General features: G+C 57.1%; 26 protein-coding genes and 1 tRNA gene. 13 read left to right on the forward strand and 14 right to left on the reverse strand.

Annotated elements, in window-relative coordinates:
• The first annotated feature begins 1 nt into the window (after position 1).
• Together LA5095_RS25360 and mepA are read left to right on the forward strand one after the other, a co-directional pair.
• The gene (locus tag LA5095_RS25360; protein WP_055120120.1) at positions 2-1,087 is read left to right on the forward strand and encodes a patatin-like phospholipase family protein; all 1,086 of its coding nucleotides are present in this window, start codon (positions 2-4) and stop codon (positions 1,085-1,087) included.
• Between the two features lie 125 nt (positions 1,088-1,212).
• Positions 1,213-2,247: a penicillin-insensitive murein endopeptidase gene (mepA, locus tag LA5095_RS25365; protein ID WP_408010426.1), complete on the forward strand. Its 1,035-nt coding sequence runs from the start codon at positions 1,213-1,215 to the stop codon at positions 2,245-2,247.
• 123 nt (positions 2,248-2,370) lie between these two features.
• Here mepA and LA5095_RS25370 read toward each other — a convergent pair whose 3' ends face one another.
• Both LA5095_RS25370 and LA5095_RS32500 read right to left on the reverse strand, forming a co-directional pair.
• Positions 2,371-2,889, reverse strand: a complete 519-nt coding sequence (locus LA5095_RS25370) for a GNAT family N-acetyltransferase (RefSeq protein WP_055120124.1) — start codon at positions 2,887-2,889, stop codon at positions 2,371-2,373.
• An 80-nt stretch (positions 2,890-2,969) separates the two neighbouring features.
• Positions 2,970-3,152, reverse strand: a complete 183-nt coding sequence (locus LA5095_RS32500; protein ID WP_144436161.1) for a hypothetical protein — start codon at positions 3,150-3,152, stop codon at positions 2,970-2,972.
• Between LA5095_RS32500 and lepA the strand changes: the two genes are divergently transcribed.
• Both lepA and LA5095_RS25380 read left to right on the forward strand, forming a co-directional pair.
• Positions 3,127-4,932, forward strand: a complete 1,806-nt coding sequence (gene lepA / locus LA5095_RS25375) for a translation elongation factor 4 (protein ID WP_055120126.1) — start codon at positions 3,127-3,129, stop codon at positions 4,930-4,932. The two genes, LA5095_RS32500 and lepA, sit on opposite strands and share 26 nt — an antisense overlap.
• A 334-nt stretch (positions 4,933-5,266) precedes the next feature.
• Positions 5,267-6,448: a glycosyltransferase gene (locus LA5095_RS25380; RefSeq protein ID WP_055120128.1), complete on the forward strand. Its 1,182-nt coding sequence runs from the start codon at positions 5,267-5,269 to the stop codon at positions 6,446-6,448.
• A 191-nt stretch (positions 6,449-6,639) separates the two neighbouring features.
• Here LA5095_RS25380 and LA5095_RS25385 read toward each other — a convergent pair whose 3' ends face one another.
• The 3 genes from LA5095_RS25385 to LA5095_RS32945 all read right to left on the reverse strand — a co-directional run bounded on the left by LA5095_RS25385 (position 6,640) and on the right by LA5095_RS32945 (position 7,967).
• Positions 6,640-7,239 (reverse strand): short chain dehydrogenase, encoded by a 600-nt coding sequence (locus LA5095_RS25385; RefSeq protein ID WP_055120130.1) that lies wholly within the window; start codon positions 7,237-7,239, stop codon positions 6,640-6,642.
• Positions 7,236-7,598 (reverse strand): MerR family transcriptional regulator, encoded by a 363-nt coding sequence (locus LA5095_RS25390; protein ID WP_055120132.1) that lies wholly within the window; start codon positions 7,596-7,598, stop codon positions 7,236-7,238. Before LA5095_RS25390 ends, LA5095_RS25385 begins: the two co-directional genes overlap by 4 nt.
• Positions 7,599-7,829: 231 nt before the next feature.
• Positions 7,830-7,967 (reverse strand): hypothetical protein, encoded by a 138-nt coding sequence (locus tag LA5095_RS32945; protein ID WP_173937411.1) that lies wholly within the window; start codon positions 7,965-7,967, stop codon positions 7,830-7,832.
• Positions 7,968-8,103: 136 nt separating this feature from the next.
• Here LA5095_RS32945 and LA5095_RS25395 point away from each other — a divergent pair, with 136 nt between their 5' ends.
• From LA5095_RS25395 to pheT, 4 genes are all read left to right on the forward strand, one after another.
• Positions 8,104-9,021 (forward strand): LysR substrate-binding domain-containing protein, encoded by a 918-nt coding sequence (locus LA5095_RS25395; protein WP_055120134.1) that lies wholly within the window; start codon positions 8,104-8,106, stop codon positions 9,019-9,021.
• A gap of 493 nt (positions 9,022-9,514) precedes the next feature.
• Positions 9,515-10,597 carry a phenylalanine--tRNA ligase subunit alpha gene (pheS, locus tag LA5095_RS25400; protein WP_055120136.1) on the forward strand — a complete coding sequence of 361 codons (1,083 nt, stop codon included), beginning with the start codon at positions 9,515-9,517 and terminating at the stop codon, positions 10,595-10,597.
• A gap of 27 nt (positions 10,598-10,624) precedes the next feature.
• A complete protein-coding gene (locus LA5095_RS25405; protein ID WP_055120140.1) occupies positions 10,625-11,278 on the forward strand; it encodes a hypothetical protein in 654 nt (217 codons plus the stop codon).
• Positions 11,279-11,340: 62 nt separating this feature from the next.
• Entirely contained in the window at positions 11,341-13,758 is a 2,418-nt protein-coding gene (gene pheT / locus LA5095_RS25410) for a phenylalanine--tRNA ligase subunit beta (protein WP_055120142.1), read from the forward strand.
• A 102-nt stretch (positions 13,759-13,860) separates the two neighbouring features.
• Here pheT and LA5095_RS25415 read toward each other — a convergent pair whose 3' ends face one another.
• Together LA5095_RS25415 and LA5095_RS32505 are read right to left on the reverse strand one after the other, a co-directional pair.
• The gene (locus LA5095_RS25415; RefSeq protein ID WP_104704663.1) at positions 13,861-14,196 is read right to left on the reverse strand and encodes a hypothetical protein; all 336 of its coding nucleotides are present in this window, start codon (positions 14,194-14,196) and stop codon (positions 13,861-13,863) included.
• 56 nt (positions 14,197-14,252) lie between these two features.
• Complete coding sequence (locus LA5095_RS32505) at positions 14,253-14,594, reverse strand: hypothetical protein (protein ID WP_144436162.1); 342 nt, start codon at positions 14,592-14,594, stop codon at positions 14,253-14,255.
• A 183-nt stretch (positions 14,595-14,777) separates the two neighbouring features.
• Between LA5095_RS32505 and LA5095_RS25430 the strand changes: the two genes are divergently transcribed.
• Complete coding sequence (locus LA5095_RS25430) at positions 14,778-15,434, forward strand: nucleotidyltransferase family protein (RefSeq protein WP_055120146.1); 657 nt, start codon at positions 14,778-14,780, stop codon at positions 15,432-15,434.
• 170 nt (positions 15,435-15,604) lie between these two features.
• Here the strand turns inward: LA5095_RS25430 and LA5095_RS25435 are convergent, their stop codons facing one another.
• Positions 15,605-16,084, reverse strand: a complete 480-nt coding sequence (locus LA5095_RS25435) for an Lrp/AsnC family transcriptional regulator (RefSeq protein ID WP_055120427.1) — start codon at positions 16,082-16,084, stop codon at positions 15,605-15,607.
• Between the two features lie 62 nt (positions 16,085-16,146).
• Between LA5095_RS25435 and LA5095_RS25440 the strand changes: the two genes are divergently transcribed.
• Together LA5095_RS25440 and LA5095_RS25445 are read left to right on the forward strand one after the other, a co-directional pair.
• Positions 16,147-17,376, forward strand: coding sequence for a diaminopropionate ammonia-lyase (locus LA5095_RS25440; protein WP_208992856.1), 1,230 nt, complete (start codon positions 16,147-16,149; stop codon positions 17,374-17,376).
• A gap of 331 nt (positions 17,377-17,707) precedes the next feature.
• Positions 17,708-18,460: an SDR family NAD(P)-dependent oxidoreductase gene (locus LA5095_RS25445; protein ID WP_055120148.1), complete on the forward strand. Its 753-nt coding sequence runs from the start codon at positions 17,708-17,710 to the stop codon at positions 18,458-18,460.
• 229 nt (positions 18,461-18,689) lie between these two features.
• Here LA5095_RS25445 and pabB read toward each other — a convergent pair whose 3' ends face one another.
• From pabB to LA5095_RS25470, 5 genes are all read right to left on the reverse strand, one after another.
• Positions 18,690-20,546: an aminodeoxychorismate synthase component I gene (gene pabB, locus LA5095_RS25450; protein WP_055120150.1), complete on the reverse strand. Its 1,857-nt coding sequence runs from the start codon at positions 20,544-20,546 to the stop codon at positions 18,690-18,692.
• 238 nt (positions 20,547-20,784) lie between these two features.
• Positions 20,785-22,275: a methyl-accepting chemotaxis protein gene (locus LA5095_RS25455; protein WP_055120152.1), complete on the reverse strand. Its 1,491-nt coding sequence runs from the start codon at positions 22,273-22,275 to the stop codon at positions 20,785-20,787.
• Positions 22,272-22,595 (reverse strand): hypothetical protein, encoded by a 324-nt coding sequence (locus LA5095_RS25460; protein WP_208992857.1) that lies wholly within the window; start codon positions 22,593-22,595, stop codon positions 22,272-22,274. Before LA5095_RS25460 ends, LA5095_RS25455 begins: the two co-directional genes overlap by 4 nt.
• A 251-nt stretch (positions 22,596-22,846) precedes the next feature.
• Positions 22,847-23,500 (reverse strand): peptide-methionine (S)-S-oxide reductase MsrA, encoded by a 654-nt coding sequence (gene msrA, locus LA5095_RS25465; protein ID WP_144436163.1) that lies wholly within the window; start codon positions 23,498-23,500, stop codon positions 22,847-22,849.
• Positions 23,501-23,661: 161 nt separating this feature from the next.
• On the reverse strand, positions 23,662-23,988 hold the full coding sequence (locus LA5095_RS25470; protein ID WP_208992858.1) for a hypothetical protein: 327 nt from the start codon (positions 23,986-23,988) through the stop codon (positions 23,662-23,664).
• A gap of 328 nt (positions 23,989-24,316) precedes the next feature.
• Here LA5095_RS25470 and LA5095_RS25475 point away from each other — a divergent pair.
• Together LA5095_RS25475 and LA5095_RS25480 are read left to right on the forward strand one after the other, a co-directional pair.
• Positions 24,317-24,406, forward strand: a tRNA-Ser gene (locus LA5095_RS25475).
• Positions 24,407-24,696: 290 nt separating this feature from the next.
• Positions 24,697-25,065, forward strand: coding sequence for a VOC family protein (locus LA5095_RS25480; protein WP_055120154.1), 369 nt, complete (start codon positions 24,697-24,699; stop codon positions 25,063-25,065).
• Positions 25,066-25,331: 266 nt separating this feature from the next.
• Here LA5095_RS25480 and LA5095_RS25490 read toward each other — a convergent pair whose 3' ends face one another.
• A complete protein-coding gene (locus LA5095_RS25490) occupies positions 25,332-26,261 on the reverse strand; it encodes a LysR substrate-binding domain-containing protein (RefSeq protein ID WP_055120159.1) in 930 nt (309 codons plus the stop codon).
• Positions 26,262-26,319: the final 58 nt, after the last annotated feature.

Consider the following 26,319-nt stretch of genomic DNA (forward strand, 5'->3'; position numbering starts at 1 on the left):
CATGACCCAGAAAAGACGTTTTATTCTATCTATTGACGGCGGCGGTGTCCGCGGACTTATTCCATTGCGCATTCTCGAAACGCTTGAAAGCCGCCTTGGCCAGCGGGGCGTCAACAAGCCAATGCATCAGATTTTCGACCTGATGGCCGGAACTTCGACAGGCGGACTGATCACCGCCGGACTGAGCGCACCGCGGCCCGGCGGGAAAGCCGGAGAAGCCGCCGCCACCATTGCCGAGCTCAGAAATTTCTACGAGCGCGAGGCGCGGGACATCTTCAAGAATTCCATCACGGCACGGCTGGCGCGCGCGCTGAGCAATCCGCTCGGCCTGTTCGACGAGACCTATGACACGCGGCCTTTGGAAAAGCTCCTGAAAGAAAGGTTCGGCTGGACCTCCATGGCCAGCGCGCTGACAAAACTGGTCCTGACCGCATATGACATTGAACAGCGCAAGGCCGTGTTCATGACCAACGGACTTGAGGAAAACGGCAGCCAGCCGAATGACTACTATTTCTGGCAGGCCGTGCGCGCGACCACGGCTGCACCTTCCTATTTCGAACCTGCCCGTGTCGAGAACCTCACCCTGAAGAGCGATGAGGCTCTTGTCGACGGCGGTGTCTTCATGAACGATCCGGCAATCGCGGCCTATCTGGAAGCCCGCAAGATCGGCTGGGACCAGGACGAGTTGGTCATACTGTCACTTGGAACCGGCAAGGCTGAAAAACGACCGTTCCCCTACAAGGAAGCGATTGGATGGGGCGCGCTCGGATGGATGCAGCCGTCCAAGGGTGTACCCATCCTGTCCATTTTTGCGGACGGACAGTCTCAAACGTCCGCCTACCAGGCACAGCACCTTTTCGACGAATTGCCCAACGTGACGTATCACCGTCTGAACGCTGTTCTCGACGCGGAAGCCGAAGACATGGACAACGCACGTCCCGGCAACATCATCGCGTTGAACGGAGCAGCCGATCGGGTGATCCGCGACCACACTGTTCTGCTCGACGAGTTGGCCGATCTGTTGAAAGCCCACATGGAAACATCAGAAACGGATGCGCAGCATCCCGATTTGGTGCATGCTGCCTGAAGATCAGGCTGCCGCATTGCCGACAGGCAGGATTGCGGCAACCTGCCGACACAGATGCACGAGGCTGACCCGTGACCGAGCGTGGACGATCTGAGCGGACTTTCCGGAAGAGACATTTTGCCGGCCTGGTGGCGTTGATTGCGGTTGTCGCAGTCAGCCCCTCTCTTGCCGCGGTCACACCTGTCCCGGCGGCCAAACCGGGCGGAACCGCTTCTGAAGACTATCAGCCGAGCCTCACAGTTGTTGCCGGTGTCCCTGTTCCTGCGAAAAAACGGGAAGTTCCGGAGGGCTACGTCGCAACGAAACCCAAGCTGGTGCTTCGCTCGCAATTGCCGGCAAAGGACTATTTCGGAGCCGCGAACGGCCCGGCTCCCCTGAAAGCGCGTGCAATTGGCTCCTACGCCAAAGGCTGTCTTGCCGGTGGTGCTTCGCTTCCACCTGACGGGGCGAGCTGGCAGGCAATGCGACTTTCGCGGAACAGAAACTGGGGACACCCGGAACTGATCGACTATCTCAAGGATCTTGCGACCGATGCACCGAATGTCGGCTGGAACGGTCTTCTGGTCGGAGATCTCGCCCAACCCCGCGGCGGACCCATGCTCTCGGGCCACGCCAGTCATCAGATCGGCCTTGATGCCGATATCTGGCTGACGGAAATGCCGAACCGGAGGCTTACGGTTGAAGAGCGCGAGGAAATCTCCGCGATTTCGATGCTCAAGGGCCCTCTCGATATCAAAGGCGCCGATCGTAGGGTTGATCCGAGAAAGTGGACAGATACCCATGCGCGCCTGATCCGCCGTGCGGCCTCCGACAAGCGGGTCGCCCGGATCTTCGTCAATCCGACGATCAAGAAGGCCCTGTGCGAATTCGAAAAGAGCCGTGACCGTGCCTGGCTGCGCAAGGTGCGCCCGTGGTGGGGGCACCACTATCATTTCCATGTCCGCCTTGCCTGTCCGAAAGGAAGCGGCGGCTGCAAGAACCAGAACCCACCGCCTCCGGGTGACGGATGCGGTTCACATCTGACCTACTGGCTGTCCGACGAACCATGGGTGCCGAAGAACCCGCCCAAGCCGGGTGAAAAACCGAAAATCGTCAAAAAACGACCAATGGCACTCGCAGCCCTGCCCAAAGCCTGCCAGACTGTGCTGACGGCGCAGTAGGATTGTTCTCCGTTCCAGTGTCATGGACCATGCTCGGATCGCCGGTTTGCCAAATTTTCAATCGCTGTCGCAGTCGCGAACTTGTTAGGCATGACGATCAAAACGCATATCGGCACAGAACGCCTACCGGCCTTCAGGCGCTCTCGTCTCGCTCAATACCTTCGTCAGAAACACCAGATCCAGCCAGCGGCCAAATTTCGTGCCCGTTTGCGGCAATCTTCCAGTGACTTCAAAGCCAAGCGCCTCGTGGAGACGGATAGAAGCGAGGTTGTCGCCGTCGACGCCCCCGACAAGAACGTGAATCCCGTCGGCTTCAGCGATCTCCAGAATACGAAACATCAGATTTCTGCCAATCCCCTGCCTGTGCCTTGATGGATCGACATAAACCGTATGTTCAACGGTGAACCGGTAGCCCTCCTTCGAACGGAATGGCCCGTAGCTGGCAAACCCTGCCACGCTTTCCTGTGTGTCCACTGCTACAATCACCGGGAAGCCCTGGCTTTTTCTGGCTTCAAACCAGGTCACCCGGTCCTCCAGCGTCTCCTCGCAGCCTGTCCAGGCAGCCGTCGTCTCTCGCACCGCATGATTGTAGAGCGCCAGGATGGCGGGGATATCTTTGGCTTCAGCGTTTCGAATATGCATGGTTCATCTCATTTGCGGGCAGTCCAAATTCCGCGGGTGACGACCGATCTCACGGCGAATTTGAATTGTCATGATAAATATCATGCCTGATATACGTCATTTGCCGGTAGGGAACCGGCACCGCCGAACAGCTGCAGCACCTGACCATCGTTCGTTCCGCAAAAAAGCAACGGATTTCCGGCTACCACGCGCGCATTTTTCTGGTCGAAAGCAAATTGCGGTGGTAAAGGGGCGGCCATGACGACGAAGACGCTTTCCAACATCCGAAATTTTTCCATCGTGGCCCATATCGATCATGGCAAGTCGACGCTCGCCGACCGTCTGATCCAGATGACAGGAACGATGACCGACCGCGAAATGACCGAACAGGTTCTCGATTCCATGGATATCGAGCGCGAACGCGGTATCACGATCAAGGCTCAGACTGTCCGGCTGATCTACACTGCAAAGGACGGCCAGCAGTATACGCTGAACCTGATCGACACCCCCGGCCACGTGGACTTTGCCTATGAGGTTTCACGTTCGCTGGCCGCCTGCGAAGGCTCTCTGCTTGTGGTCGACGCCTCGCAGGGTGTGGAAGCGCAGACGCTCGCAAACGTCTATCAGGCGATCGACAACGACCACGAGATCGTCACGGTCCTGAACAAGATCGATCTGCCGGCTGCCGAACCGGAGCGCATCAAGGAACAGATCGAAGACGTCATCGGGATCGACGCCTCCGATGCCTGCATGATCTCCGCGAAGACCGGCCTCGGTGTCGAAGATGTGCTGGAAGCGATCGTCCACAAGCTGCCGGCGCCCAAAGGTGATCCGGACGAAACCCTGAAAGCGATGCTGGTCGATAGCTGGTACGACACCTATCTCGGTGTGATGGTCCTGGTACGCGTCATCAACGGCTCGCTGAAGAAGGGTCAGAAAATCAAGATGATGGGAACGGGCGCCTCCTACGACGTCGACCGCGTCGGTGCCATGACGCCGAAATTCATCCAGGTGGATGAGCTTCGTTCCGGCGAAATCGGTGTGATCACCGGATCCATCAAGGAAGTGGCCGACACACGGGTTGGCGATACGATCACGCTGGACAAGAAGCCGTGCGCAGAACCCCTGCCGGGTTTCAAGCCAGCCCAACCGGTCGTATTCTGCGGTCTCTTTCCGGTCGATGCCAACGACTTTGAAGACCTGCGCGCCGCGATGGGCAAGCTTCGGCTCAATGATGCGAGCTTTTCCTTCGAAATGGAAACTTCCGCAGCGCTCGGATTTGGCTTCCGGTGCGGGTTCCTCGGCTTGCTGCACCTGGAAATCATCCAGGAGCGACTGTCGCGTGAATTCAATCTGGACCTGATCGCGACCGCGCCGTCTGTTGTCTACCAGATGACGCTGACAGACGGCTCGGATTTCGAATTGCACAACCCGGCGGACATGCCGGATGTCGTCAAGATAACAGAAATCCGCGAACCATGGATCCGGGCAACGATCATGACGCCCGACGACTATCTCGGTGCCATCCTGAAGCTCTGTCAGGAACGGCGTGGTATCCAGGTGGATCTTTCCTATGTCGGTTCACGCGCCATGGTCTCCTACGACCTGCCGCTCAATGAAGTCGTCTTTGATTTCTATGACCGGCTGAAGTCAGTTTCCAAAGGTTACGCCTCATTCGATTACCAGATTTCCGACTACCGGGCGGGCGACCTCGTCAAGATGTCGATCCTGGTCAATGATGAGCCGGTGGATGCGCTGTCCGTCCTCGTCCACCGCAGCCAGGCGGAGCGCCGTGGCCGGGCCATGTGCGAGAAGCTGAAGGACCTGATCCCGCGGCACATGTTCAAGATTCCGATCCAGGCCGCCCTTGGTGGACGCGTGATCGCCCGCGAAACCATTTCGGCCCTGCGCAAGGACGTAACCGCGAAATGCTACGGCGGCGACGCGACCCGAAAACGAAAGCTTCTGGAAAAGCAGAAGGCGGGCAAGAAGAAGATGCGCCAATTCGGCAAGGTCGAGATCCCTCAGGAAGCCTTCATCCAGGCCCTGAAGATGGATGAGTAAGGAACCGGCTGTCACGAAGCCCTGCGCAAGACCCGGAGATTGTCCAATCAATTTCAAACAGGCAGAAACCGCACTTGCGGCATTCGCAGCATAGGCAGTTTGCGAGGTTCGTGCGCACGTGTTCTGCTGGTCGGTCATAACAACCGGTCACTCGCAAAAGACATGTACACTGTGTGATGTCCTGTATAGTTCTCCTGGTATCGAAAACCTGTTCCGGAACCTGCAGGGAGGCTCGGCTGCTCAACTCTGCTGCATGAGGACGCTTGTTATTCACAATCAAGTATTTTAAGCGACTTGCGACTGCTTCACCGTCTTACGTTCTGATGAGATTCGTATGAAAATTGCTTTTGTCAAACAGGATGTTTACCAGGACCTATATGTCTGTCCGGCAGGGACAAAAGACGCGCATGCGCTGCTCTTTTCCTCAATGATGAGGGTCGGGCCGGTCGGGCTGTTCACCGAACTCGACACTTCCTTTTACATTGTGGATGAGGATCCGGCTCCGGAGTGTCAGATCTATCGAAGCGTTATTCCGAAAATCGCAGATGACGTGAAACTCCTGAAGACCAAGACGATCGAGCATCTTCCAGGTGAAGAATTCAAAAGACCCGGCAGTCCGTACCCAAACGGTCATTTCTCTGTGCCTTGCCGCTCAATCGACTGGTCGGATTTCGACGTTGTCATTTCGATCAATGTTTCAATTCCGAAAGACGTCATTCGCCAGCATCCGCAAGTCTTGTTCTGCTACATGATCGGCGAAGCGAACCTGGCCTCGAAATGGGCGGAATTCGGCTACGACGTTTGCCTGAACCAGCTGATCTCAAACAACATCACGTCGAAAATCGGCGGTGCGGTCGACTTCCCCTACACATTTGTTGGTCCACATTGTCTTGAAAACCTCCTGAGGCAGGAGTTGGGGCGAGGATCTTTGCAGGACGGCGTATATGCAGAGATCAACATGTCCTCGGAGCGGCCGGTCCAATCTCCTCCCGATGAGCTCAAACCCCTCGTTGACGACGGTTATCGGGTTCGCATCCACAAGCAGAACATCAAAGAAAATCTGCAGGAACTTTACGATGCAAAATACTTCGTCAAACTGGGAGGACGACTGATCCGGGGCAACTCGGTCATTGAAGCTGTTTCCTGCGGAACTCTCGTGCTCCTCCCTCGCGACACACTGATCCATGAGGAGTTGATTCCCGAAGGCTGCTCGGTTGAAAATCTCGAAGAATTGACAGAGAAAGTCCGGTACCTGGACGACAATCCTCTTGAGTACGAGCGCCTGTTGAACCTGCAGCGCGATGTCGTTCGAAAGATGTGCTTTGAAAATGCAGTGACCTCGCTGGAGCGATGCCTTCAGGACAAAAGAATAATAATGTCGAAGGGAAGCTTTCTTTCCCAGGCACTTCAACGCAAACGGCGCGCCTCGGTCAAAACCGATCTTTTCCTTGCGAAAACGGCGACGCGCTTCAGGAAAAAATACTCAAGGGTCAGGCGTGCGTTGAATCTCGACTGAGGAGCTGTTCCGGATTTGCCCACGGGCATGACAATCATTGCCTGCTGCGGTCCACGACATTCATCGCCACAAAGAACTCCTTCTTCTTGTGCACTGAGTTCATCCTGAATCCGACTGCGCATCGCGCATAGCAATCTTCGGCGGTCGAGTTGTGATGGCTAGGTGAGCCGCCTTCTGTCCAGTCAACCTTTTCAGTCCACGGCAACGACCTGGCCGGTTATCGCGCCTTCGACACATTTTGCATACGCCAGACCGACACGTCTGGAAGATACCAATTCGTGCCCTGGAAACCAGGCTCCGTACTGGTCAGAGGAAACTTCAAGCAAGCCGGGACTGACGACGTTGAGGCGCAGGTTTTTCGGCAGGTCGATTGCCGCAGCCTTCACAAAACCGGCCAGGGCGCCGTTCGCCGTTGCAGCCCCTGCCCCCATCAGGACTGGATCCCGGTCCAAAATGCCGCTGGTCAGGGTGAAGGATCCGCCATCATTCACAGCGTTCAGTCCGGCAAGCACAAGACCGATCTGCGTCAGGACCTTGTTTTCAAGGCCATAGCGAAACGTGTCGGCCGTCATGTCGCTAAGGCGACCGAATTCAACTTCTCCGGCTGCCGATATGACCGCGTCGACCGGGCCTGTCTGCAAATACATTGCCTCGACGCTCTCAGGCGATGCGAGATCCACCGCAATGTCTCCGGAGGACCGGCCGGCCGTGATGATTTCGTGACGGCTGGAGAGTTCCTCAAAGGCCGTCTTGCCGACGTCGCCGGATGCACCAACGAGAATGATCTTCATGACAGATCTCCTTCGATTTTCTTGTATGTTTCAATCTTGTAGGCAAGTACCTTTGAACATTGATCCAGGTCAGCGCGACGTTCCCGAAGCCGCACTTCGTGCCGGAGCAGCACGGCCTTGCGTTCCGGGATGCTGGACGCACCCTGGCGGTAGAGTTCCGCAAAGCGCCGCATTTCCTTCATCGGCATCCCGGTCTTGCGCAGCCAGTACAGCAGGGTGAGCCATTCTATGTTTTCCGGTGAAAACCGGCGCAATCGATCCGGACCGCGCTTTATTGCCGGCACAAGACCCGATTTCTCGTAGTACCTGATCGTGTCGGCGCTCAGGCCCGATATCGTCGCTGCTTCGGAAATCCGCATTGGCCTCACCTCTTTGACTTGAGGCAAATCTACGGGCCTGGAGTGGCTCCAGGTCAAGGACAAAGATCAATACAAAAAGGGCCCGCAACTCTTTGCGGCAGGGCTCCTGAAACCAGAAACGGCGCCGGATCTGGTCCAGGCGCCGTTTTCTGATTGCGATTTTTTCCAACCGGCCGCAAGTGCAGGGCCGATCGGGTGTTTTTTGTGACCGGCTTTTCTGCCGGTCAGCAGTCAGCGCCGGGTGAGCGGCAGATCCGCGAGTTCACGCGGGCTCATGCGCTGGATAGCCGGATGGGACAGCGGATCGGTCCGGTCGTACCAGGACGGTGATGTCGCTCTTGCCTGACGGCGCATAAACAGTTTCAACATGATATTCAGTCTCCTTATTATTGTTCTTTTCTTCATGGCCAAATTCCTTCTTTGAATTTAGCTATGCTGACTATATAGATCCCTTTTCCGCTTTAAAAAATCGACTTCTTCTGAATTTCGATTTAGAATATCTATAATGAAAAACCTCAACCGAATCCACATTACCGGATTGCGCGCCGTCGAAGCGGTCGCAAGGCTGGGCTCGATCAAATCGGCGGCCGAAGAGCTCGGCGTGACAGTCGGGGCGGTGAGCCAGCAAGTCCAGAAAACCGAAGGCCAGCTGGGCGTCCAATTGTTTGAACGCCAGAACCGGCTGTTGCTGCCGACCGCCCACATGCTGGCCATGCAACCGCATCTGACGTCTGCCATGTCGTCTCTTTCCATCGCCGTCGCAACCACTGAAAGAGGACGGGAAGACGCATTGACCATCTCGGTTGCGCCCGTCTTTGCCGGAAAATGGCTCGTCTGGCATTTGAAGGAATTCAACAAGGCATATCCCGGTGTCAGGGTACGGGTCGAGGCCACAGTCGAACTTGTCGATCCCGACACAAGCGACGTCGATCTGTGCATCCGGGTCGGACACGGTCCCTATCGCGGACTGAATGCGGAGAAACTTCTCAATCAAAGGGTCTTTCCCGTGTGCAGTCCCGCACTCGCTCGGAACATCCGTGAACCGGCGGACATAGGAAAACTGCCTATCATCCACGACCCTGGGCAGATGTTCACCTGGAAAACCTGGCTGGATCTCTTTGGCCTTGACGAAACGATCCTGCGGGATGGCCCAACCTTCTCCGACGGTTCGTTGTGCCTGGACGCAGCAATCGCCGGCCACGGTGTCTTTCTGGCATGGGAAACGCTTGCAGTTTACGCGGTCAAGTCAGGACAGGTCATCGCTCCGTTTCCACAAAGGCCTGCGACCGGGATCGGTTACTGGCTGATCAGCGGCAGAAATGCGCCGCGAACGAAAGCGAAGCAGGCTTTCAGCGATTGGCTGAAGAAAGAACTGCAGGCCTCCATCGGACGGCCCAAAGGTGCGGATGAGGTGAACGCCTAGAGGCTGCCGTTGATATCAAGGCGAAGAGGACTTCCGAAAGACAGGCTGGCCGTTTCACTTGCAGAACTTCACCTTGAGAAGGACATGATGTCCGTCCAGGAGCATGGGCGAAGAGCACCAGGTTGAATGACCCATCGCACGAAATGCACACACATGCGTTCCGCTGGATGAAGTGGCCGAGGCAAACTGCCTTTTCCCTTGCCATTGCCACGCCTTTCGCTAAATTGACGCGCATGACCAGCCAAGATGCACATCGCTGCCATGATCGCAAACGCGCCTATGCGTTGCACACACGCGCCGTGCGCTTTCCTCAACGGCAGGGTCCGGCCTGTGGGCGATTTATGCGCTAATGCGCTTTTATTCCGGCGCTTTTCCAATCACCGGAGGCTCACGCAATAATGCGCTTGAGGCCGTGGCATTGTGCGCAATTATTCGCTAAAAGACCCCGACTTTCATTTCCGCGCTTTGTGCGCGAACCGACAACCGAGCATGCATGTCCAATCTCGATAACCTAGAATCCGATCTTCTTACGGCCATTGACGGCGCGGAGACCGAAACCGCACTGGAAGACGTCCGGGTCCACGCTCTTGGCAAGAAGGGCCGTATTTCCGAGCAAATGAAAACACTCGGCAAGATGACCCCGGAAGAACGACAAGTGATGGGTCCGGCGCTGAACGGCCTGAAAGCCAAGATCACTGACGCCATCAGCGCTCGCAAGGACATCCTGGCAGAAGCTGCATTGGAGCAGCGCCTTGCCAGCGAAACAGTCGACGTCACGCTGCCCTTGCGTCCTTCACCGGCGGAGACCGGCCGTATCCATCCGGTCAGCCAGGTGATCGACGAACTCACAGCCATTTTTGCGGATATGGGATTTTCCATTGCCGAAGGCCCCGACATCGAAACCGATGAGCTGAATTTCACGGCGCTGAATTTTCCCGAAGGCCATCCGGCACGCGAGATGCACGACACGTTTTTCTTCAACGAGAAGGAAGACGGTGAACGCCTGCTGCTGCGCACGCATACTTCCCCGGTTCAGATCCGCACCATGCGGACCCAGGAACCGCCGATCCGCGTGATCATCCCGGGGCGGACATATCGCTGCGACAGCGACCAGACGCACACGCCGATGTTTCACCAGGTGGAAGGGCTCGTGATCGACAAGGAAAGCCATTTCGGCCATCTGAAATGGGTTCTGCAGGAGTTCTGCAAATCCTTCTTCGAAGTTGACGACATCAAGATGCGCTTTCGTCCGAGTTTCTTCCCGTTCACCGAACCGTCCATGGAAGTCGATATCCAGTGCGACCGGTCCGGCGGCGAAGTCAGGATCGGCCAGGGCGACGACTGGCTGGAAATCCTCGGCTGCGGCATGGTTCATCCGAACGTTATCCGCAATTGCGGACTTGATCCGGATGTTTATCAGGGATTTGCCTGGGGCATGGGGATCGACCGGATCGCAATGCTGAAATACGGCATGCCGGACCTGAGAGCCTTCTTCGATGCAGATGTCCGCTGGATCCAGCACTATGGCTTCCGCCCTCTCGACCTGCCGACGCTGTTTGGCGGCCTGTCCAACTAATCACCCGGACCCTGGGGGCAACACTTCATGTCACTGCTGACCCGCATATATCTCGTCATTGCGCTGACCCTTGCAGCAATCCTTCCAGCCGCGGCCCAGACCGCGGACAAGGACGAGCGCGTGCCGACTCCGACCTCCTTCATGGAAGCCTGCGCCGAGAAGATCGAGGCGCGCGGACGCCTGCGCTTTTGCGATACATACTTTCGCGACAAGCTCGGGACGGAGGCCGACGCCCTGCTCTATCTGCGTGACCGGATCACCACGCTGCGTGCCAATCATGAGGCAAGCTCCGCCGAAAAGTACCAGAGCTTCCTGCAGGCCATCTACATCGTGGCGTTCCTGACAATTGCTTCGATCGTGCTGATCGCCAGCGACAAGCGCATCAGCGGCACTGCCAAATGGGCGGGCCTGACAAGTACGGCCGCCTTGCTGGTCATGGTCATCATCGTTGCGATGGGCTGGCTCGGAAAATACCGGGCGGAATATGCCGCCCAGGTAGAGCTTGGCATCCTGCGCGACCGCATCGAGGCGGAAGCCGCCCAGGCGATTGCGACAAACCAGCAGATCACGCCGGACATGGTGGGCCAGTGGACCGGTGAATTTGGTGCGATCGGACGCCGTTTCGCCGAGAACTACGGCGATGCGACTGTTCTGCCAGAAGTTGGCCGCTTCGGTAACTGACGCAGCGATCTTGAAGAATTCGCGGCCTGATAGCGCCGCCCAAGCGATAAAGAGTAAGGCAGATGAAATTCACCCTTTCCTGGCTCAAGGAACACCTTGATACCGACGCCAGCCTGGAAGAGATCGTGGAACGTCTCACGATGATCGGGCTGGAAGTCGAAGAAGTCACCAACCGTGCCGACCGGCTGAAGCCGTTCAAGATCGCGAAGGTCCTTGAAGCCGAACAGCATCCGAATGCCGATCGGCTGCGCGTGCTCAAGGTCGATACCGGGCAAGACGAACCGGTCCAGATCGTCTGTGGCGCGCCGAACGCGCGCGCCGGTCTGGTCGGTGTGCTCGGCAAACCGGGCGATCACATACCCGGTCTCGACATTACCTTGTCTGTCGGCAAGATCCGCGACGTGGAAAGTTTCGGCATGATGTGCTCGGAGCGCGAACTGGAGCTTTCCGACGAGCATGACGGCATCATCGATCTGCCCGAAGATGCACCTGTTGGCGTCAACTTCGCCAAATGGGCGGGGCTCGACGAACCCGTGATCGAGATCGGCCTGACGCCAAACCGACCGGATTGTACCGGTGTGTACGGCATTGCCCGGGATCTTGCGGCCGCTGGCCTCGGCAAGCTGAAGGAACGCTCGCATGAGCAGATCCGCGGCAACTATCCCTGCCCGGTCAGCGTCTCTCTCGACTTCGGCGACACCAGGCCGATGTGCAAGGCGTTCGGCCTGCGTATGGTCAAGGGCATCAAGAACGGCCCGTCGCCGAAGTGGCTGCAGGACCGCCTGACCGCAATCGGGCTCCGACCGATCAACATCCTTGTCGACATCACAAATTACCTGACGTTCGACCAGGGCCGTCCGCTCCACGTCTTCGACGCGGACAAGGTGCACGGCAATCTGGTGGTCCGCCGTGGCAGGGCCGGCGAAGGCATCGACGGCCTGAACGGCAAATCCTATGAGCTTGACGACACTGTCTGTGTGATCGCCGATGACAACGGCATTGAAAGCCTCGGCGGCATCCTGGGCGGCGAACCGTCCGGGTGCACCGAGTATACTGTCAACGTGCTGATCGAATCCGCGCTCTGGGAGGAGGACGACATTGCCGCAACGGGCCGCAAGCTTGGCGTCAACACAGATGCCCGCTACAGGTTCGAACGCGGTGTCGACCCGGACTACATGATGCCGGGTCTCGAATATGCAACGCGACTGGTGCTTGATCTTTGTGGTGGTGAACCGTCGGAAACAACGCAGGCCGGCCGCGTTCCCGACAGCAGCAATATCATCGATTTCCCCTATTCGGAGATCCGCCGACTTTCCGGTGTCGAAGTTTCACAAGCAGAGGCCAACCTGACCCTGAAATCTCTCGGATTCTGGATCTCGGGTTCCGGCGACACGGTCAAGGTCGCAGCTCCGAGCTGGCGCCCGGACATCGAGGGCAAGGCCGACCTGGTGGAAGAAGTCGTGCGCATCCTCGGGCTTGATCGCGTGCCGCTTACTCCTCTTCCGCGAACGGGAACCGTCGGCCAGAAGGTCCTCACAACCGGACAGATCCGCCGCAACAGGACCAGGCGTGCACTTGCCACACGCGGATTCAACGAAGCCGTCACCTGGTCCTTCATCTCCAAACCGCAGGCGGAACTCTTCGGTGGCGGAAACGCCGCACTGGAGCTTGCAAATCCGATTTCGCCTGAGATGTCGGACATGCGCCCGAGCCTGCTGCCGGGCCTGCTTTCCGCCGCCCAGCGCAATGCTGACCGCGGCTTTGGTGATGTCGCGCTGTTCGAAGTCGGCCAGGTGTTTCAGGACGATACACCCGAGGGCCAGAAGATGGTCGCCGCGGGCGTTCGTCGCGGCACTGCGAAATTACAGGGTGCCAGCCGTCACTGGTCCGGGTCTTCCACAGGCGTCGATGTCTACGACGCCAAGGCGGATGCGGAGGCCGCGCTTGCAGCCATCGGTGCCCCGGTTGAAAAACTGCAGGTCCATACGGATGCTCCAGGTACCTTTCATCCCGGTCGTTCCGGCTGTCTGAAGCTCGGTCCGAAAAACGCACTTGCCGTCTTCGGTGAAATCCATCCAAGGACGCTTGCTGACCTCGACCTGGAAGGGCCGCTGGTCGCGTTCGAGATCTATCTGGATGTGCTGCCGCAGCCCAAGACCAAGGGTGGACGGTCAAAAGGCGCGCTGAATGCCAGCCACCTGATGCCGGTCCGCCGCGATTTTGCTTTCCTGGTCGGCAAGGACGTCAAGGCCGAGGTCCTGCTAAAGGCGGCTCGCGGCGCGGAGAAGACCCTGATTGCCGACGTGACGCTGTTCGACATCTACGTGGGCCAGGGCGTGCCGGACGATCAGAAATCGGTGGCAATCGATGTTCTCCTGCAACCGCGTCAAAAGACGCTGACGGATGAAGAAATCGACGCTGTTGCCAAGAAGATCATCGCCAATGTCGAAAAGGCAACCGGCGGAACACTCAGAGGATAACCTGATCCTCATCGCGGTCGGCTGCGTTGCATCGAGTACCCGGGATGCAGCGCAGCACCCACGACTGCGCAGACCGGTCGTTCCCTTCCGGCGACAGACCGATCAGCGGACGTTCCGGCTTCTGAAGCACTTGTTGCCGACAGGACATTTGGGGTTGTCCTTCGTCGGTGCGAATTTCGGGCGCATCATATTCGCTTCAGGCAGGCAATAGCTGACATTTGCAATAAATTTGTCGAAGGTTGACGGACCCGTCGTCATGACGACGCTGCCACGCTGCTTGACGAGTGACTGGGCCTGCGCGCAAGTCATCTGCCTGGTGTCCGGCCGAGCCGATTGAGCCTGAGCGGCCGGAGGGCCCGACACCAGCAACATCATGACGCCGACGGCCAATACGGCTACCCGCCCCGGCTCTCGTGACGTGTTTTGTAGACGCGACATTCTTGTCCCTCCAGCTTGCTGTCAAGGCTCGAAAATCCGGGGTCACCGGTAAGCGATCAATCGTTGAACTTCAAGATCATCGGATCGATACAGACCCGCACCCGGCACTGCCGAACGTCCTTGGTCGGCACCCATTTGTTGCGCGTCACTTCCCCGTGCTGACAAGAATTCCGGGTATAGACGTATCTGTCGAACGTGTACTGACCGGTGCTCAGGACAACGGCACCATTCCTTTCAATCATCGACTGAACTTGCGAGCACGTCATGGCACGCGAATCCGGCCGCCGGGACTGGGCGTCGGACGGTTGTACGGAAGCTGCCATCAAGGCCATCGACCCGAGCGTCAATGGCAGCCATTTTGAGATAGATTGCATCGCAAGCGCGTAAGTTCTGCTCATTCGAAACTTCCAAAACTGATGACCCCACCTTCAAAATGGCACCCGGTGCCGGTGTGTCAAGCAAGATGACGATGTACAGCTGGACCGCCATTTTCAACCGCCTTTTGAAACCTCGTCAAAGCTACGGATGTCTCAAACCTCAGAATCGGCTAGTGTTTTCGTCCAGTCCAGCAGGTTGATTTCATGACAAACACTCCGATAACCGATGGCGCGACAGCCCGCCTTGGCGACCCATACGGGGCCTGTGAGCAGCAGCGCTGCGAACACCTTGCGACAATTCTTTGCGCTGTCCCGCACGTCATGCAGATCCTCCGCGCGACCCGCGATCTTGGCCTGCCCGATGCATGGCTGGTGTCTGGCGGGATCTACCAGACAGTGTGGAACGTTCTGACCGACCGACCGCTTCTTCACGGCATCAAGGATTTTGATGTCATCTATTTCGACGGCACAGACCCGTCATACGAGGCCGAGGATCTGGTTATCCGAACGGTCAACACGGCCCTGCCCGATCTTGCCCATCTCGTCGAAGTGCGAAACCAGGCCCGTGTACATCTGTGGTACGAACAACGCTTCGGACGGCCCTACCGGCCACTGGACTGTTCGATGGATGCCCTGACGACCTATGCGGCACGTACACATGCAGTCGCCGCGCGCCTTACCCATACCGACGAACTTGTCATTCATGCTCCCTTCGGACTGGCGAACCTGTTCGGCATGCGCCTGGTGCCCAACTACGGACAATTGAATCCCGAAACCTACGCCGAAAAGGCGTTGAGGATGAAAGCGCAATGGCCAGAACTGGAAGTCGTTCCGTGGCAGACCAGTGAACAACGCGGTTGAGAAAACCGCTTGCCGGCACAATCGGGAAATCCATTCCGATTTCGCGGATTGTTCTCGGACGACAATGCAAGATTTAACGACGGCACGAACGAAGAGCCACGGTCCTGGAAATCCTGCAATTCACATCGATACACCCGGTTGCCTCGCAATTCGATCGGCCTGTCTACTGATCAGATGTTCACGCACGTGGATGTCTTTGTCCGGTCCATCGCTACAAAGGTTTTGAATTTCCTGATGTTTTCGTTGCCAAAGAACAGTCGCTGCGTAACGGCCTCGTACTCTGCCATGTCACTGACGAGCAGGATCAGAATGAAATCCGTTTCGCCTGTCACATAATAGCATTGCTGAATTTCCTCGGCTTGAAGAAACTCTGCCTTCACCTCGTCAATTCGCCCACCCGATTCAGTCTTCAGTTCGACTTCAGCCACGATTGTCAGTGGAAGTCCGACGTATCCAGGTTCGAGCACAGCGACCTGCGAAGCGATCACGCCGTCATTTTGCATGCGCTTTATGCGGCGCTGAACAGCAGGTGCGGACAGGCCTACGCTTTCGCCAATCAATCGCTGCGGTACGGTCGCATCCTGTTGAAGAATTCTCAGAATCGCCAAGTCGAAGGTGTCGAGAGAAAGAGATGGTTTCGCTTTTTTCACAGCCACAACACGAACTTTTTTTGCAAAACAAGGTGCAAAATATAGCGCAAATTTCGAGAGAAGTGAGCGAATATTTCGCCATCATCGAAAAAGGAGCGCTTCTCATGTTCGACCAGTTCGAAAAGGCCAATGTTCAGTTTTTTGCGGCGCGCGCCATAAAAGAGCCCAATGTGCCCAGCGCGCTTACCCGGGAGAAATTCGACCTGGCGGAAAATGAGATCACATGCTGGGATGGATATGAAAAAACCCCGCTGGTTCCACTCGACTGGCTGAGCAGGGCGCTCGATCTGGGGAGCATACACTACAAGAACGAAGGCCCACGCTTCGGACTGGGAAGTTTCAAGGCGCTTGGTGGCGCTTACGCGGTGATGCTTCTTCTTCAGCGCGAGATTGCCAAATCCAGTGGCAAGCCCGTAAGCCTTGCCGAAATCCGCAAGAAAACATTCGCGGAAGAGGCCGCCGCTCTGACCGTGATTTCAGCCACGGATGGAAACCATGGCCGTTCGGTAGCCTGGGGTGCTGCCCGCTTCGGTGCCCGTTGCCGCATCTATATACATGCGGAAGTGAGTGAATACCGTGCCCAGACAATTCGCATGCTGGGCGCAGAGGTTATCCGCCTGGACGGAGATTACGATGCAACGGTCGCCCAAACGCGGGTAGATGCCGAAAAACACGGTTGGCACATTGTTTCTGATACTTCGTGGGAGGGATACACCCAGACACCCACGGAAGTCATGGCCGGTTATGGAGTAATGGCGCGCGAAGTCGTGCGGGACCTGCCAACTGCGCCGACACATGTTTTCCTTCAAGGGGGCGTTGGTGGACTGGCAGCTGCCGTAAGCAAATCTTTTCACGACGCCTGGGGCGCGGACGCTCCCCGTATTTTCCTGGTTGAACCAGAACTCGCACCATGCCTGTATGCGAGCGCTGCAGCAGGGGCCATGACTGCCGTGGACATCGAGGCAGAAACGATTATGGCGGGCCTGTCATGCGGTGTGCCTTCCGCGGTCGCCTGGCCGGTCTTGTCTGCTCTGGTCAGCGGCTTCATCACGATCCCTGAACACGTGGTCGCACCGGCGGTTCGCATGCTTGCCAACGGCATTGCAACGAGCCACCGCATAGAGGCTGGTGAAAGCGCGGTCGCCGGACTTTGCGGTTTGATCTGCGCTGCAACGCAGCGCGATTTGCGCGACGCAATGGTGTTGAACGAAGATGCGCGCATCGTACTGATCGGCTCGGAAGGTGTAACCGATCCAACGGTCTTCAACCGACTGCTGGCAGATGCCAAGTAAACGAGGCATACGGTCAAAATACCCGATCGAACCGTGCGTCGAGTTCGGGAGCCATGGATGCATGCTGATCAATGCATTGTGAAAACAAAGTCCGCTTCGTTGGAACAAGGATGATCGAGGCAGGCCGCACGAAGAACTGCGTTGTGCCTGCTGCGAGTGCCGACAGGTTCACAAAGACCGGTGTTCGTCGTCGTTGAGGGGTCGGACACGGAATATCTACTTCGAAATCGTTGCCGACGTATCCGGGGTATCCTACAGCTTACCATGCGAATATTTTCACTGTCCTTGGCTGCAAGTGCAGTTCTCGAACCGCAACAAATGAGATATCTCGATGCCAGACTTTGCCATTTATCCGAGTTTGAAAGACAAGACCGTTCTGGTTTCGGGCGGTGCCCAGGGCATCGGCGCCGAAATTGTAGAAGCATTCGCCGCGCAAGGCGCCCGTGTCGGATTTCTGGATCTGGATGAAACCGCGAGCGAGGCAATTGCCGCTTCGAAAGAAAATGTCACGTATGAAATCTGCGATCTTCGCGACATTGGGGCAATGCAATCCGCGCTCACGAAATTGACGGACCGTCTCGGGCCAGCGCATGTCCTTGTCAACAACGCGGCACGAGATGACCGACACGATTGGAAAGACGTGACGCCTGAATACTGGGACGAGCGCCAGGCCACAAATCTTCGCCACATGTTTTTCGCGATCCAGGCCGTCGCACCGGGCATGATGGAACGAGGAGGCGGTTCGATCATTAACATGGGGTCGAATTCGTGGTGGGAAGCCGGGGGTGGTTTCCCGGCCTATGCCACCGCCAAGTCCGCCGTGCATGGACTGACACGCACCATGGCCCGGGACCTCGGCGAAAGCCGCATCCGCGTCAACACCGTGGTTCCTGGCTGGATAATGACCGTGCGGCAGAAAGAACTCTGGGCAACTCCGGAAGCACTGGAAGCCCATCGCACGCGTCAATGTCTCCCGGATCTGATCGATCCTGTTTATGTTGCCCGCATGGTTCTCTTCCTTGCGTCTGACGACGCGGCGATGTGCAGCGCGAACAATTACATGGTCGAAGCAGGATCAATCTGAGGCAATTCACCGGATCCTTGCTGTCTGCGTGCGAGTTCAAGACCGCCGCCGCCAGTCGGGTGGATTGAACCGCTGGCTGGTCTGTTTGATACCTGTTGTGCGCGCATCCGGGGGTCAGTGGAGGACACCTGGATGCCAGTTCCGACGCGAAAAGAAGGGCAAGACAGGGCGCTCTTGCAAACGCTGGAGATACAGCCGAGTGACCAGCATTCGGCTGCCGCGATTTGCGTTAGCCGGCCTGCCTGGCAACGGCGACAGCTTCGCTTTCCGGTTGGTCTGTCTCTTCAGACTGCGCTGCCGACAGAAGACGACCCCGGACGAGCCCCCTTACCGAATTGCCGACATAGATTTCCTCGGCGGTTGCCAGGTCCTCGGCAGTGAGATCTGCTTCCCGGGCAAGGCCGCGCTCCAGCAAGCCGGCGCGCAGCGTGCCCGGCAGTACGCCATGTTCGAGCGCAGGCGTCAGAAGTTCGCCGTCTTTTTTCAGGAAGAGTGTCATGTAGCTGCCCTCGGTCAGATTACCGTGCTCGTTCCTGAACAGGACTTCCTGGCAGCCGGTTTCGGCCTGGTAGCGTTTCCGGGTGTCGTCATAAAACGCCCTGTTGGTCGTCTTGTGATAGAGGAAGCGATCCGTTGAGAGTGTTTTTTCCCGTGCCAGAACCAGATTGAAGACGGTCGTCTGATCAACCGGTGTCAGGTCGGTCGATGTGATGGAAACGCCGCCGTCGGCGTTCAGAAGGAGGCGGACACGGCGCGGTCCCGTGAATTCAGACGACGTGTCGAGCAAAGCCCGGCGCACGCCGTCGAGGTCACACCGAAAACCGAGGTAAGCCGCTGATTTGTGCAGTCTCTGCAAATGCCGTTCGAACAGCAGGTAGCCTTCGGAGGGATCAAAGGCCATGGTCTCGATCAGCTCGAAGTCTGGCGTATCCTCAGTCATGAATTTCAGCTTGAGAATGCACTCGTCATATTCTGGTGCGGCTCCGGAATCGAAGACAACACCGGATCCGGTTCCCGCTTCTCCGGTGCCGTCGTCGCGCAGCACAAGCGTGCGGATTGCGACGTTCAAACGAAAATCACCACCGGGCGCCAGGCAGCCGATGGATCCGGTATAGACACCGCGTGGTCCGCTTTCCAGATTGTGCGCGATCTGCATGGCGCTCAGTTTCGGAGCACCTGTGATCGACCCGCACGGAAACAGATGTTTGATCACGCTGGAAAAGCCGACACTTTCGGGGACACGGGCCTCCACGGTCGATGTCATCTGGTGAAGGCTCGGGTAGCGCTCGACATCACAAAGTTTCGTGACCCTGACGGTGCCCGTATCGGCGATCCTCGACAGGTCGTTGCGCATCAGGTCGACGATCATGGTGTTTTCCGAGCGCTGCTTGGGATCACTTGCAAGTTCCCTGGCAATCCTGACGTCTTCCGACGCAAAACGGCCACGTGGCGCAGTGCCTTTCATCGGACGGGTCCGCAGGCAGGTACCTTCACGCTCCAGAAAGAGCTCCGGCGACAGGGAAAGAACCGTTCTGTCGCCCGTCCGGACAAACGCAGCGAACTCGACAGGCTGCCGCCGCATCAGATCCAGAAACAGGCTTTCCGGTGTCCCCTCATGCGCGAATCTTGCCCTCATCGTCAGATTGACCTGATAGATGTCTCCCTTGGCGAGATGCGAGCGAACCTGCTCAAACGCCTTGCCGTAACCTGACCTGTCCATATCGAAGTCCGGCCGCTGCACGAAAGCATCTTTGCCTTCGGCTGCCGTTTCCAGCATCTCGCGGGCTTCATCAAGGCCCAGTTCCCGGACATTTTCATAAACGCCAAACCAGAGGAGCGGGTCTCCGGTGTGCCTGAACCGACGCTTTAGTTTCTCCTCGAAGGCAAAGCCGAGTTCATAAGCCATGTACCCGGCGGCAAACTTGCCCTCCGCCTGGACGGCCTCCAGTCTTGCCAGGCAATCCGTCACGTCTTCGAGCGCCGAACAGGTGACGATCTCGACAGGGTCGAAAAAGTGCATTGCCGAGCGCTGCTTCAGGAGATCCAGAAGCAATACCGATCCGGACTTTAGCGCGCTTACAGACATCTTCCGTGCCGATTTCCGATGGATGCAGAATTATCGACCATAATGTGCCCTGTTTCAGATGGCTCAAGTGGCTCGTAAAGAGCGGCTCATGACATCCAAGCGACATCAGGTCAAGTTTTCTCTCGGCAGGATAAAAAATTGGCCGGCTGATTGATAGCCGGCCAGATCAATTGCAGACGTCTTTTTTTGGTAACTGCAACAAACGTCACACACAGGTCCCTGTCTGTGACGGGTTGTCTTATGCCGCCGCAACGTCGTCCAGGAACGTGTCGATCGCACGGCGCATGTCAGAGGTTTCCGCATCCAGCACTTCGGTTGCCTCGGCCATGGAAGAAGCCGACTGGCTGGTGCGTTCGACCGATTCGCGGACACCGCCGATGTTTTCCGCAACCCGTCCTGTTCCGTCAGCAGCTTCCGCAACATTGCGGGAGATTTCCTGTGTAGCTGCACCCTGCTCGTCGACGGCGGCCGCGATCGCGGCGGTGTAGCTGTTGACTTCATCCATGGTGGCGGCGATAGCGCCAATGGATTCAACCGCATCCTTGGTTTCCGCCTGAATGGCCGAAATCTGGGCACCAATCTCCTCGGTCGCCTTTGAGGTCTGGGTGGCGAGTTCCTTCACTTCTGCGGCAACCACAGCAAAACCCTTGCCTGCTTCGCCTGCGCGTGCCGCCTCGATCGTGGCGTTTAGAGCGAGCAGGTTCGTCTGTTCGGCAATTGCCTGGATCAGCGTGACTACTTCACCGATGCGATTGGCAGCTTCCGCCAGACCAGCCACTTTCCTGTTGCTGGTTTGCGCATTGTCAGTTGCCTGCATCACGATGCTGGTGGTCTGTTCGACCTGACGCGAGATCTCGGCGATAGAGGATGACAGCTCTTCGGCAGCCGAAGCGACCATCTGCACGTTGGACGATGCTGTTTCGGACGCATCGGACACGGAAATCGCGCGGCCGGTGGTATCCTGGGCGACAGATCCCAGCTCTTCCGCAGACCCGCGCATTTCCTCGACCTTGACACTCACCCCATCCAGCTTGGCCGCAACCTCTTCCTGGAAGGCCATGATCCTGTGTTCGATCGTTGCCTGTTTCGCGCGCTCCGTTTCAGCGTGCCTGGAGTTTTCATCCTGCAAGTGGAATGCCTCGGCCTGAGCCCTTTCGGCTTCTTCGCGCGCCTGGTCGGACGCGGTGAAGGCTGCTGCCAGCGAGTTGGTCATCCACCAGAGCGCACCAACCTCGGCGACAACGATGACGGCGTGGAAAACAACGCGCGTGAAATCCGCGCCATTCGGGAACACTGCCCAGGGCATCATGAAATTCAGAGCCAGATGGTGAACGGCAACAACCGCGGCATAGGCAACAAGAGCGCGCCAATCGACCCAGCTTGCCAGAATTGCCAGCACAGCGAAGAAATACATGTGGCCGTCGAGCTGAAACGAGTTCTGTCCGGCAGGCACCGAAAGTGCCGCGACGAACAGCGCGACCAGGCCGGCCAGGGACATTGACGTCGCCAGGCGTGTTTCGGTGCCGGCACCGAATTTAAACCAGGAAAGAGTTGCGGCCACACCAAGCGCGAGTGCCGCACCTGCAACGACAACGAAGGAAACGTTTCCAAACCACCACGCGGTCATCGCAACGAGAGCAACATTGAACCACGTGAAATAGATGACGATCTTTGAAAACCGTTCCCGGAAGCAATCCAGGCCCGAAAGTCCTGCCAAACTATCGCTCATATAGACTTCTCCAGTGAAACACCTGACCAGCGCGCGCATGCATAAGCGATGGCGGTCGAGGCGACAAAACCGGCTCCTGCGCGATAGAGCCGGTCGATAAACTGCGGATCGGGGGATTCGGTCAGCGCCACCCAGGTGCCATCTCGTATGAAAATGATCTGGCCTTCCGCGCCTGCTATTACTTCCAAAGCCGGCTTGCCCCAGGGCTTTGCAAATACCGCGACGGGGCCTTTGCCGCCCGGCGCCAGCGACGCAAGCAACATCAGGGAACAACATCCCAGAAAATAGGCTCCCGCGAAGATCTTTGCGGAGCGTGTCATCGAATCAACCCCCGGCACCCCTGTACTCGTGCCGACGATTGCGCGGTAATTTTAATAAATGCTGAATTATCGAAGTTAGAGCATTGAAATCAGTAATTTTTTCAAGAATCAAAGCGTAACGCGAGAAAACCCCGAAACAGATACGAAGTATATCTCTCGTAAAATTTACATATGCCGTGCGGCGAAACAGAAGCGCCGCAGTCACTGGACTGCGGCGCACTCGACTTCAGAAATCGTTTTCAGATCAACGGTCAGCCTGCGGCGGGGCACGCAACGCCGGTTCCCCCTATGCCGCAATATCCGGCAGGATTCCTGGCAAGATATTGCTGATGATAATCTTCAGCAAAATAGAACGTATCCAGTTCCCGGATCTCCGTGGTGATCGAGGCGGAAACACCACCCTGGTTCAGGGCCACCTGGTAGGCATCGCGTGTGTGCTCGGCAAGAACAAGGTCTTCCGGCGAATTGACATAGATTGCCGAGCGGTACTGCGTACCCGTATCGTTGCCCTGACGCATGCCCTGCGTTGGATCGTGACTTTCCCAGAACACCTTCAACAGGTCTTCCAAGCGGATCGCATCGGGATCGTAAACGACAAGAACCGCTTCCGTGTGTCCCGTCCGGCCGGAGCAGGTTTCATTGTATGTGGGATTGGCGGTATGACCACCCGCATAACCGACGGCGGTTACATGAACTCCCGGCAGTTGCCAGAACAGCCTTTCGGCCCCCCAGAAGCATCCCATGCCCAAAAGCACGGTCTTCATTCCGTCCGGATAAGGCCCGTTGAGAGACTTTCCGTTCACAAAATGCGCTTCGGACGGCGCGATTGCCACCGTACGCCCGGGAAGGGCCTCTTCCTTTCCGGGCAAGGAGAACTTTTTGGTCAACATGGTCATGAAGGACATTGCGGATCTCCCATAAGAACAGCCCCCTCCCCGGCAAACCAGACAGGGAAGGAGCACTGTCACAATCATTGACCGCAATGTGGCGCACTCGCGCCGACATTCCAAGAGGCATCACGCAGGAGTGTCCCCTGGTGCGCCTTCAGTCTGTTCCGCCGGCTCCTTCAGGCGAACTGTGTCTGGTAACGCTGGCGCCTCGCGCCGAGCCACAGAAACAGCAAACCGAACGGCGCGAATACCGCCCAGACCGGCCAGGTCATGAGTGTCAGCAACACCGGATCCCAGAGCGCGGGATGGATGTGACGCTCGATGGCAGGCTGAAGGATCGGGAAAGTATCGGGGAAAAGACTGAACAGGAGTTGCCCCAGCGGCTGGAGTTGAACCTGAGACTGGGCAATCGACGTGCTGGCGTCGGAGATGCCGGCAATAATAGCGACGGCAAGCAATGCCAGTCCCGTCAGACGGAATATAAATTTCAATACGCTGAACATTTTGATATCTGACCTTATAAAAATTTTTTTCGTCGAGCACATATTTTGTTCTTCCGCCAGACACATCGAAAAATGGAAAATGCCGTGCGCTGACTTAAGGTAATAGCGCAATTCTATTGTACAAAGATTGACGTACAACACATTCTTGTGAGTTTTCCTGCAACAAATCGGATTTTGGGCCACCGACGATCGTGTCAGAGCCGATTGATCCGAGCCATGTTCCACAGGTTGGCACCCGTTCAAAAAAAACTCGTTCAGGCGCTTGCACTTGACCTATAGCTGAGTATATTGCGCGGCACTCAAGCGGGGCTACGGTGCTGCTTCGGATGGACAGGTGGCCGAGTGGCTGAAGGCGCACGCCTGGAACGCGTGTATACGGGCAACCGTATCGAGGGTTCGAATCCCTCTCTGTCCGCCATATCACGTAAAGTGATAGCGTTTTCGGTACACAAGACCCTACCAGAATAAATTTCGCGGTTTTCAAAATCAGTTTCAAAGTATCCAATCTAGTCATCGGGTGCGTGTCGGGTGGTGTGTTTTGTCAATCGCCAGATGACTTCTGTGCGGACGAGGCGGACGTTGCCAATCCGTCATTGGGCAGATACGGTGCACGCATGATTGCCTGAGTATCTCCAAGCAAACCACTCTTTGGTTTTACAGTGCGCCACCTCGTAGGGCGCAGTAATTACTCATGCAAAAAGAAAAATCATGATTAGCTATATTACTGTTGGGTCAAATGACCTTGCTGCTTCCGCAACTTTTTTCGATGCGCTGTTTTGCGCAATAAACGGCACGCGCGCCTTTAGCCTAGACAACATGATCGCCTATAGTTTTGGACCTGAAAAACCCAAGATAATCGTGACCACGCCTTACGATGGCGAGACTGCTTTTCACGGAAACGGTACCATGGTTGCGCTTGCAGCAAAGGATCAAGATCAAGTCGATGCCGTTCATGCTCTAGCGATTGAGCTCGGTGCAACCGATGAAGGAGCCCCGGGCAATCGGGGCAAGCACTTTTACGGTGGCTATTTTCGTGACCCAGACGGAAACAAGTTCAACATCAGCTTGACGGTCTGACTGACCTCGGCGCGATGGACCATGAGAGGCAACTTGACAGTTGCCTCTCATGGTCGCCCTGGGCTCAATGCGGACATTGGCCGGACCCGCCTGAATGACCACTCCGAGCCGCCCGCAGCCTCGTGCACCGCGCTTGTGAATGCCCGTTTTCGCCGAACAGCCCGTCGAAACCCGTCCGTCGGTGACGGGCCCACTCTGACGCGAGGTGACGGCACAGATGTCCAGGTCAATATGTGCCTTGCAGACCGGCCCAACCTTGCCGAGACCTAGGCCTGTACCTTTTCTCCGTTGACTTCACGAAGGACTTCCCGCGACACGATCTGCGCGGCTGCGGTGGGAACCTGGCCTTTTCGAGTCAGGAAGGAATAAGTCTCCACGAACAAGGACAGTTCTGTCTCCAATATGCCTATTGAGCCTGGTGACCCGTCCGGCAACCACGCGAAACTTTCCGCGACGGACCGGGCAACTGGTCCGATGGCATTCGAACGTTGAATGGTTGCGAGTGTAAAAAGAAACGATGACGTCGTCAGGATTTTGGGCGGAAGCTGAAGCCCCATGTCGCGAAGCGCGCATTCCGCAGTTGTTCTGATCGGGGCGCCGACCGGGGGAAACACCCAGTCAAACCCCAGGAGGGCACTCGCCGTCACAGGCGTTGAGTGACGCGTCAGGGGATGATCCAACCGCGCAACCATACATGCCGGCTCACGGCGCAAGGGCCGCTCGTCGAAAAGGTCCGGATCCGCGTTCAGGGGAACACGGCTCAGCGAAAAATCCAGCCGTCCGTCTTCAAGCATTGGCGCCAGTACCACACTTGGTCCGATCTCAACCGAAACGGATATTTCCGGATAGCTCAAACGGATATGCCGGATGGCGGGCAAGACATATTCCACCGCTGGCCCCGTGACCGACCCGATGTTCACATGCCCCCTCTGTCCGGAAACGTGGTGTTCAACATCCAGTGCGGCATCGGTCAGTTCTTGAAGCACCCTGACGCAGCGCTCGCCCAGCTTCCGGCCGACTTCGGTCAACTCGATACCACGCCCGCTGCGCACATAGATTTCAGCGCCCGCAACATGTTCGATTTCCGACATGAGGCGCGATGCCGCGGGCTGCGTGATCCCTAATGCGGACGCAGCATCCGTCAATCGGCTTTGGCGAACGAGCTCCGCCAACAGCCGCAAATGCGAAATCTTCATTCCACGCCGTAACAAGTCCAGTGCCAAGCTGCGCCCTCTGAATCATATCTTTTTCGGT

This window comes from Roseibium album (genome assembly GCF_001404515.1).
Taxonomy (GTDB): domain Bacteria; phylum Pseudomonadota; class Alphaproteobacteria; order Rhizobiales; family Stappiaceae; genus Roseibium; species Roseibium album.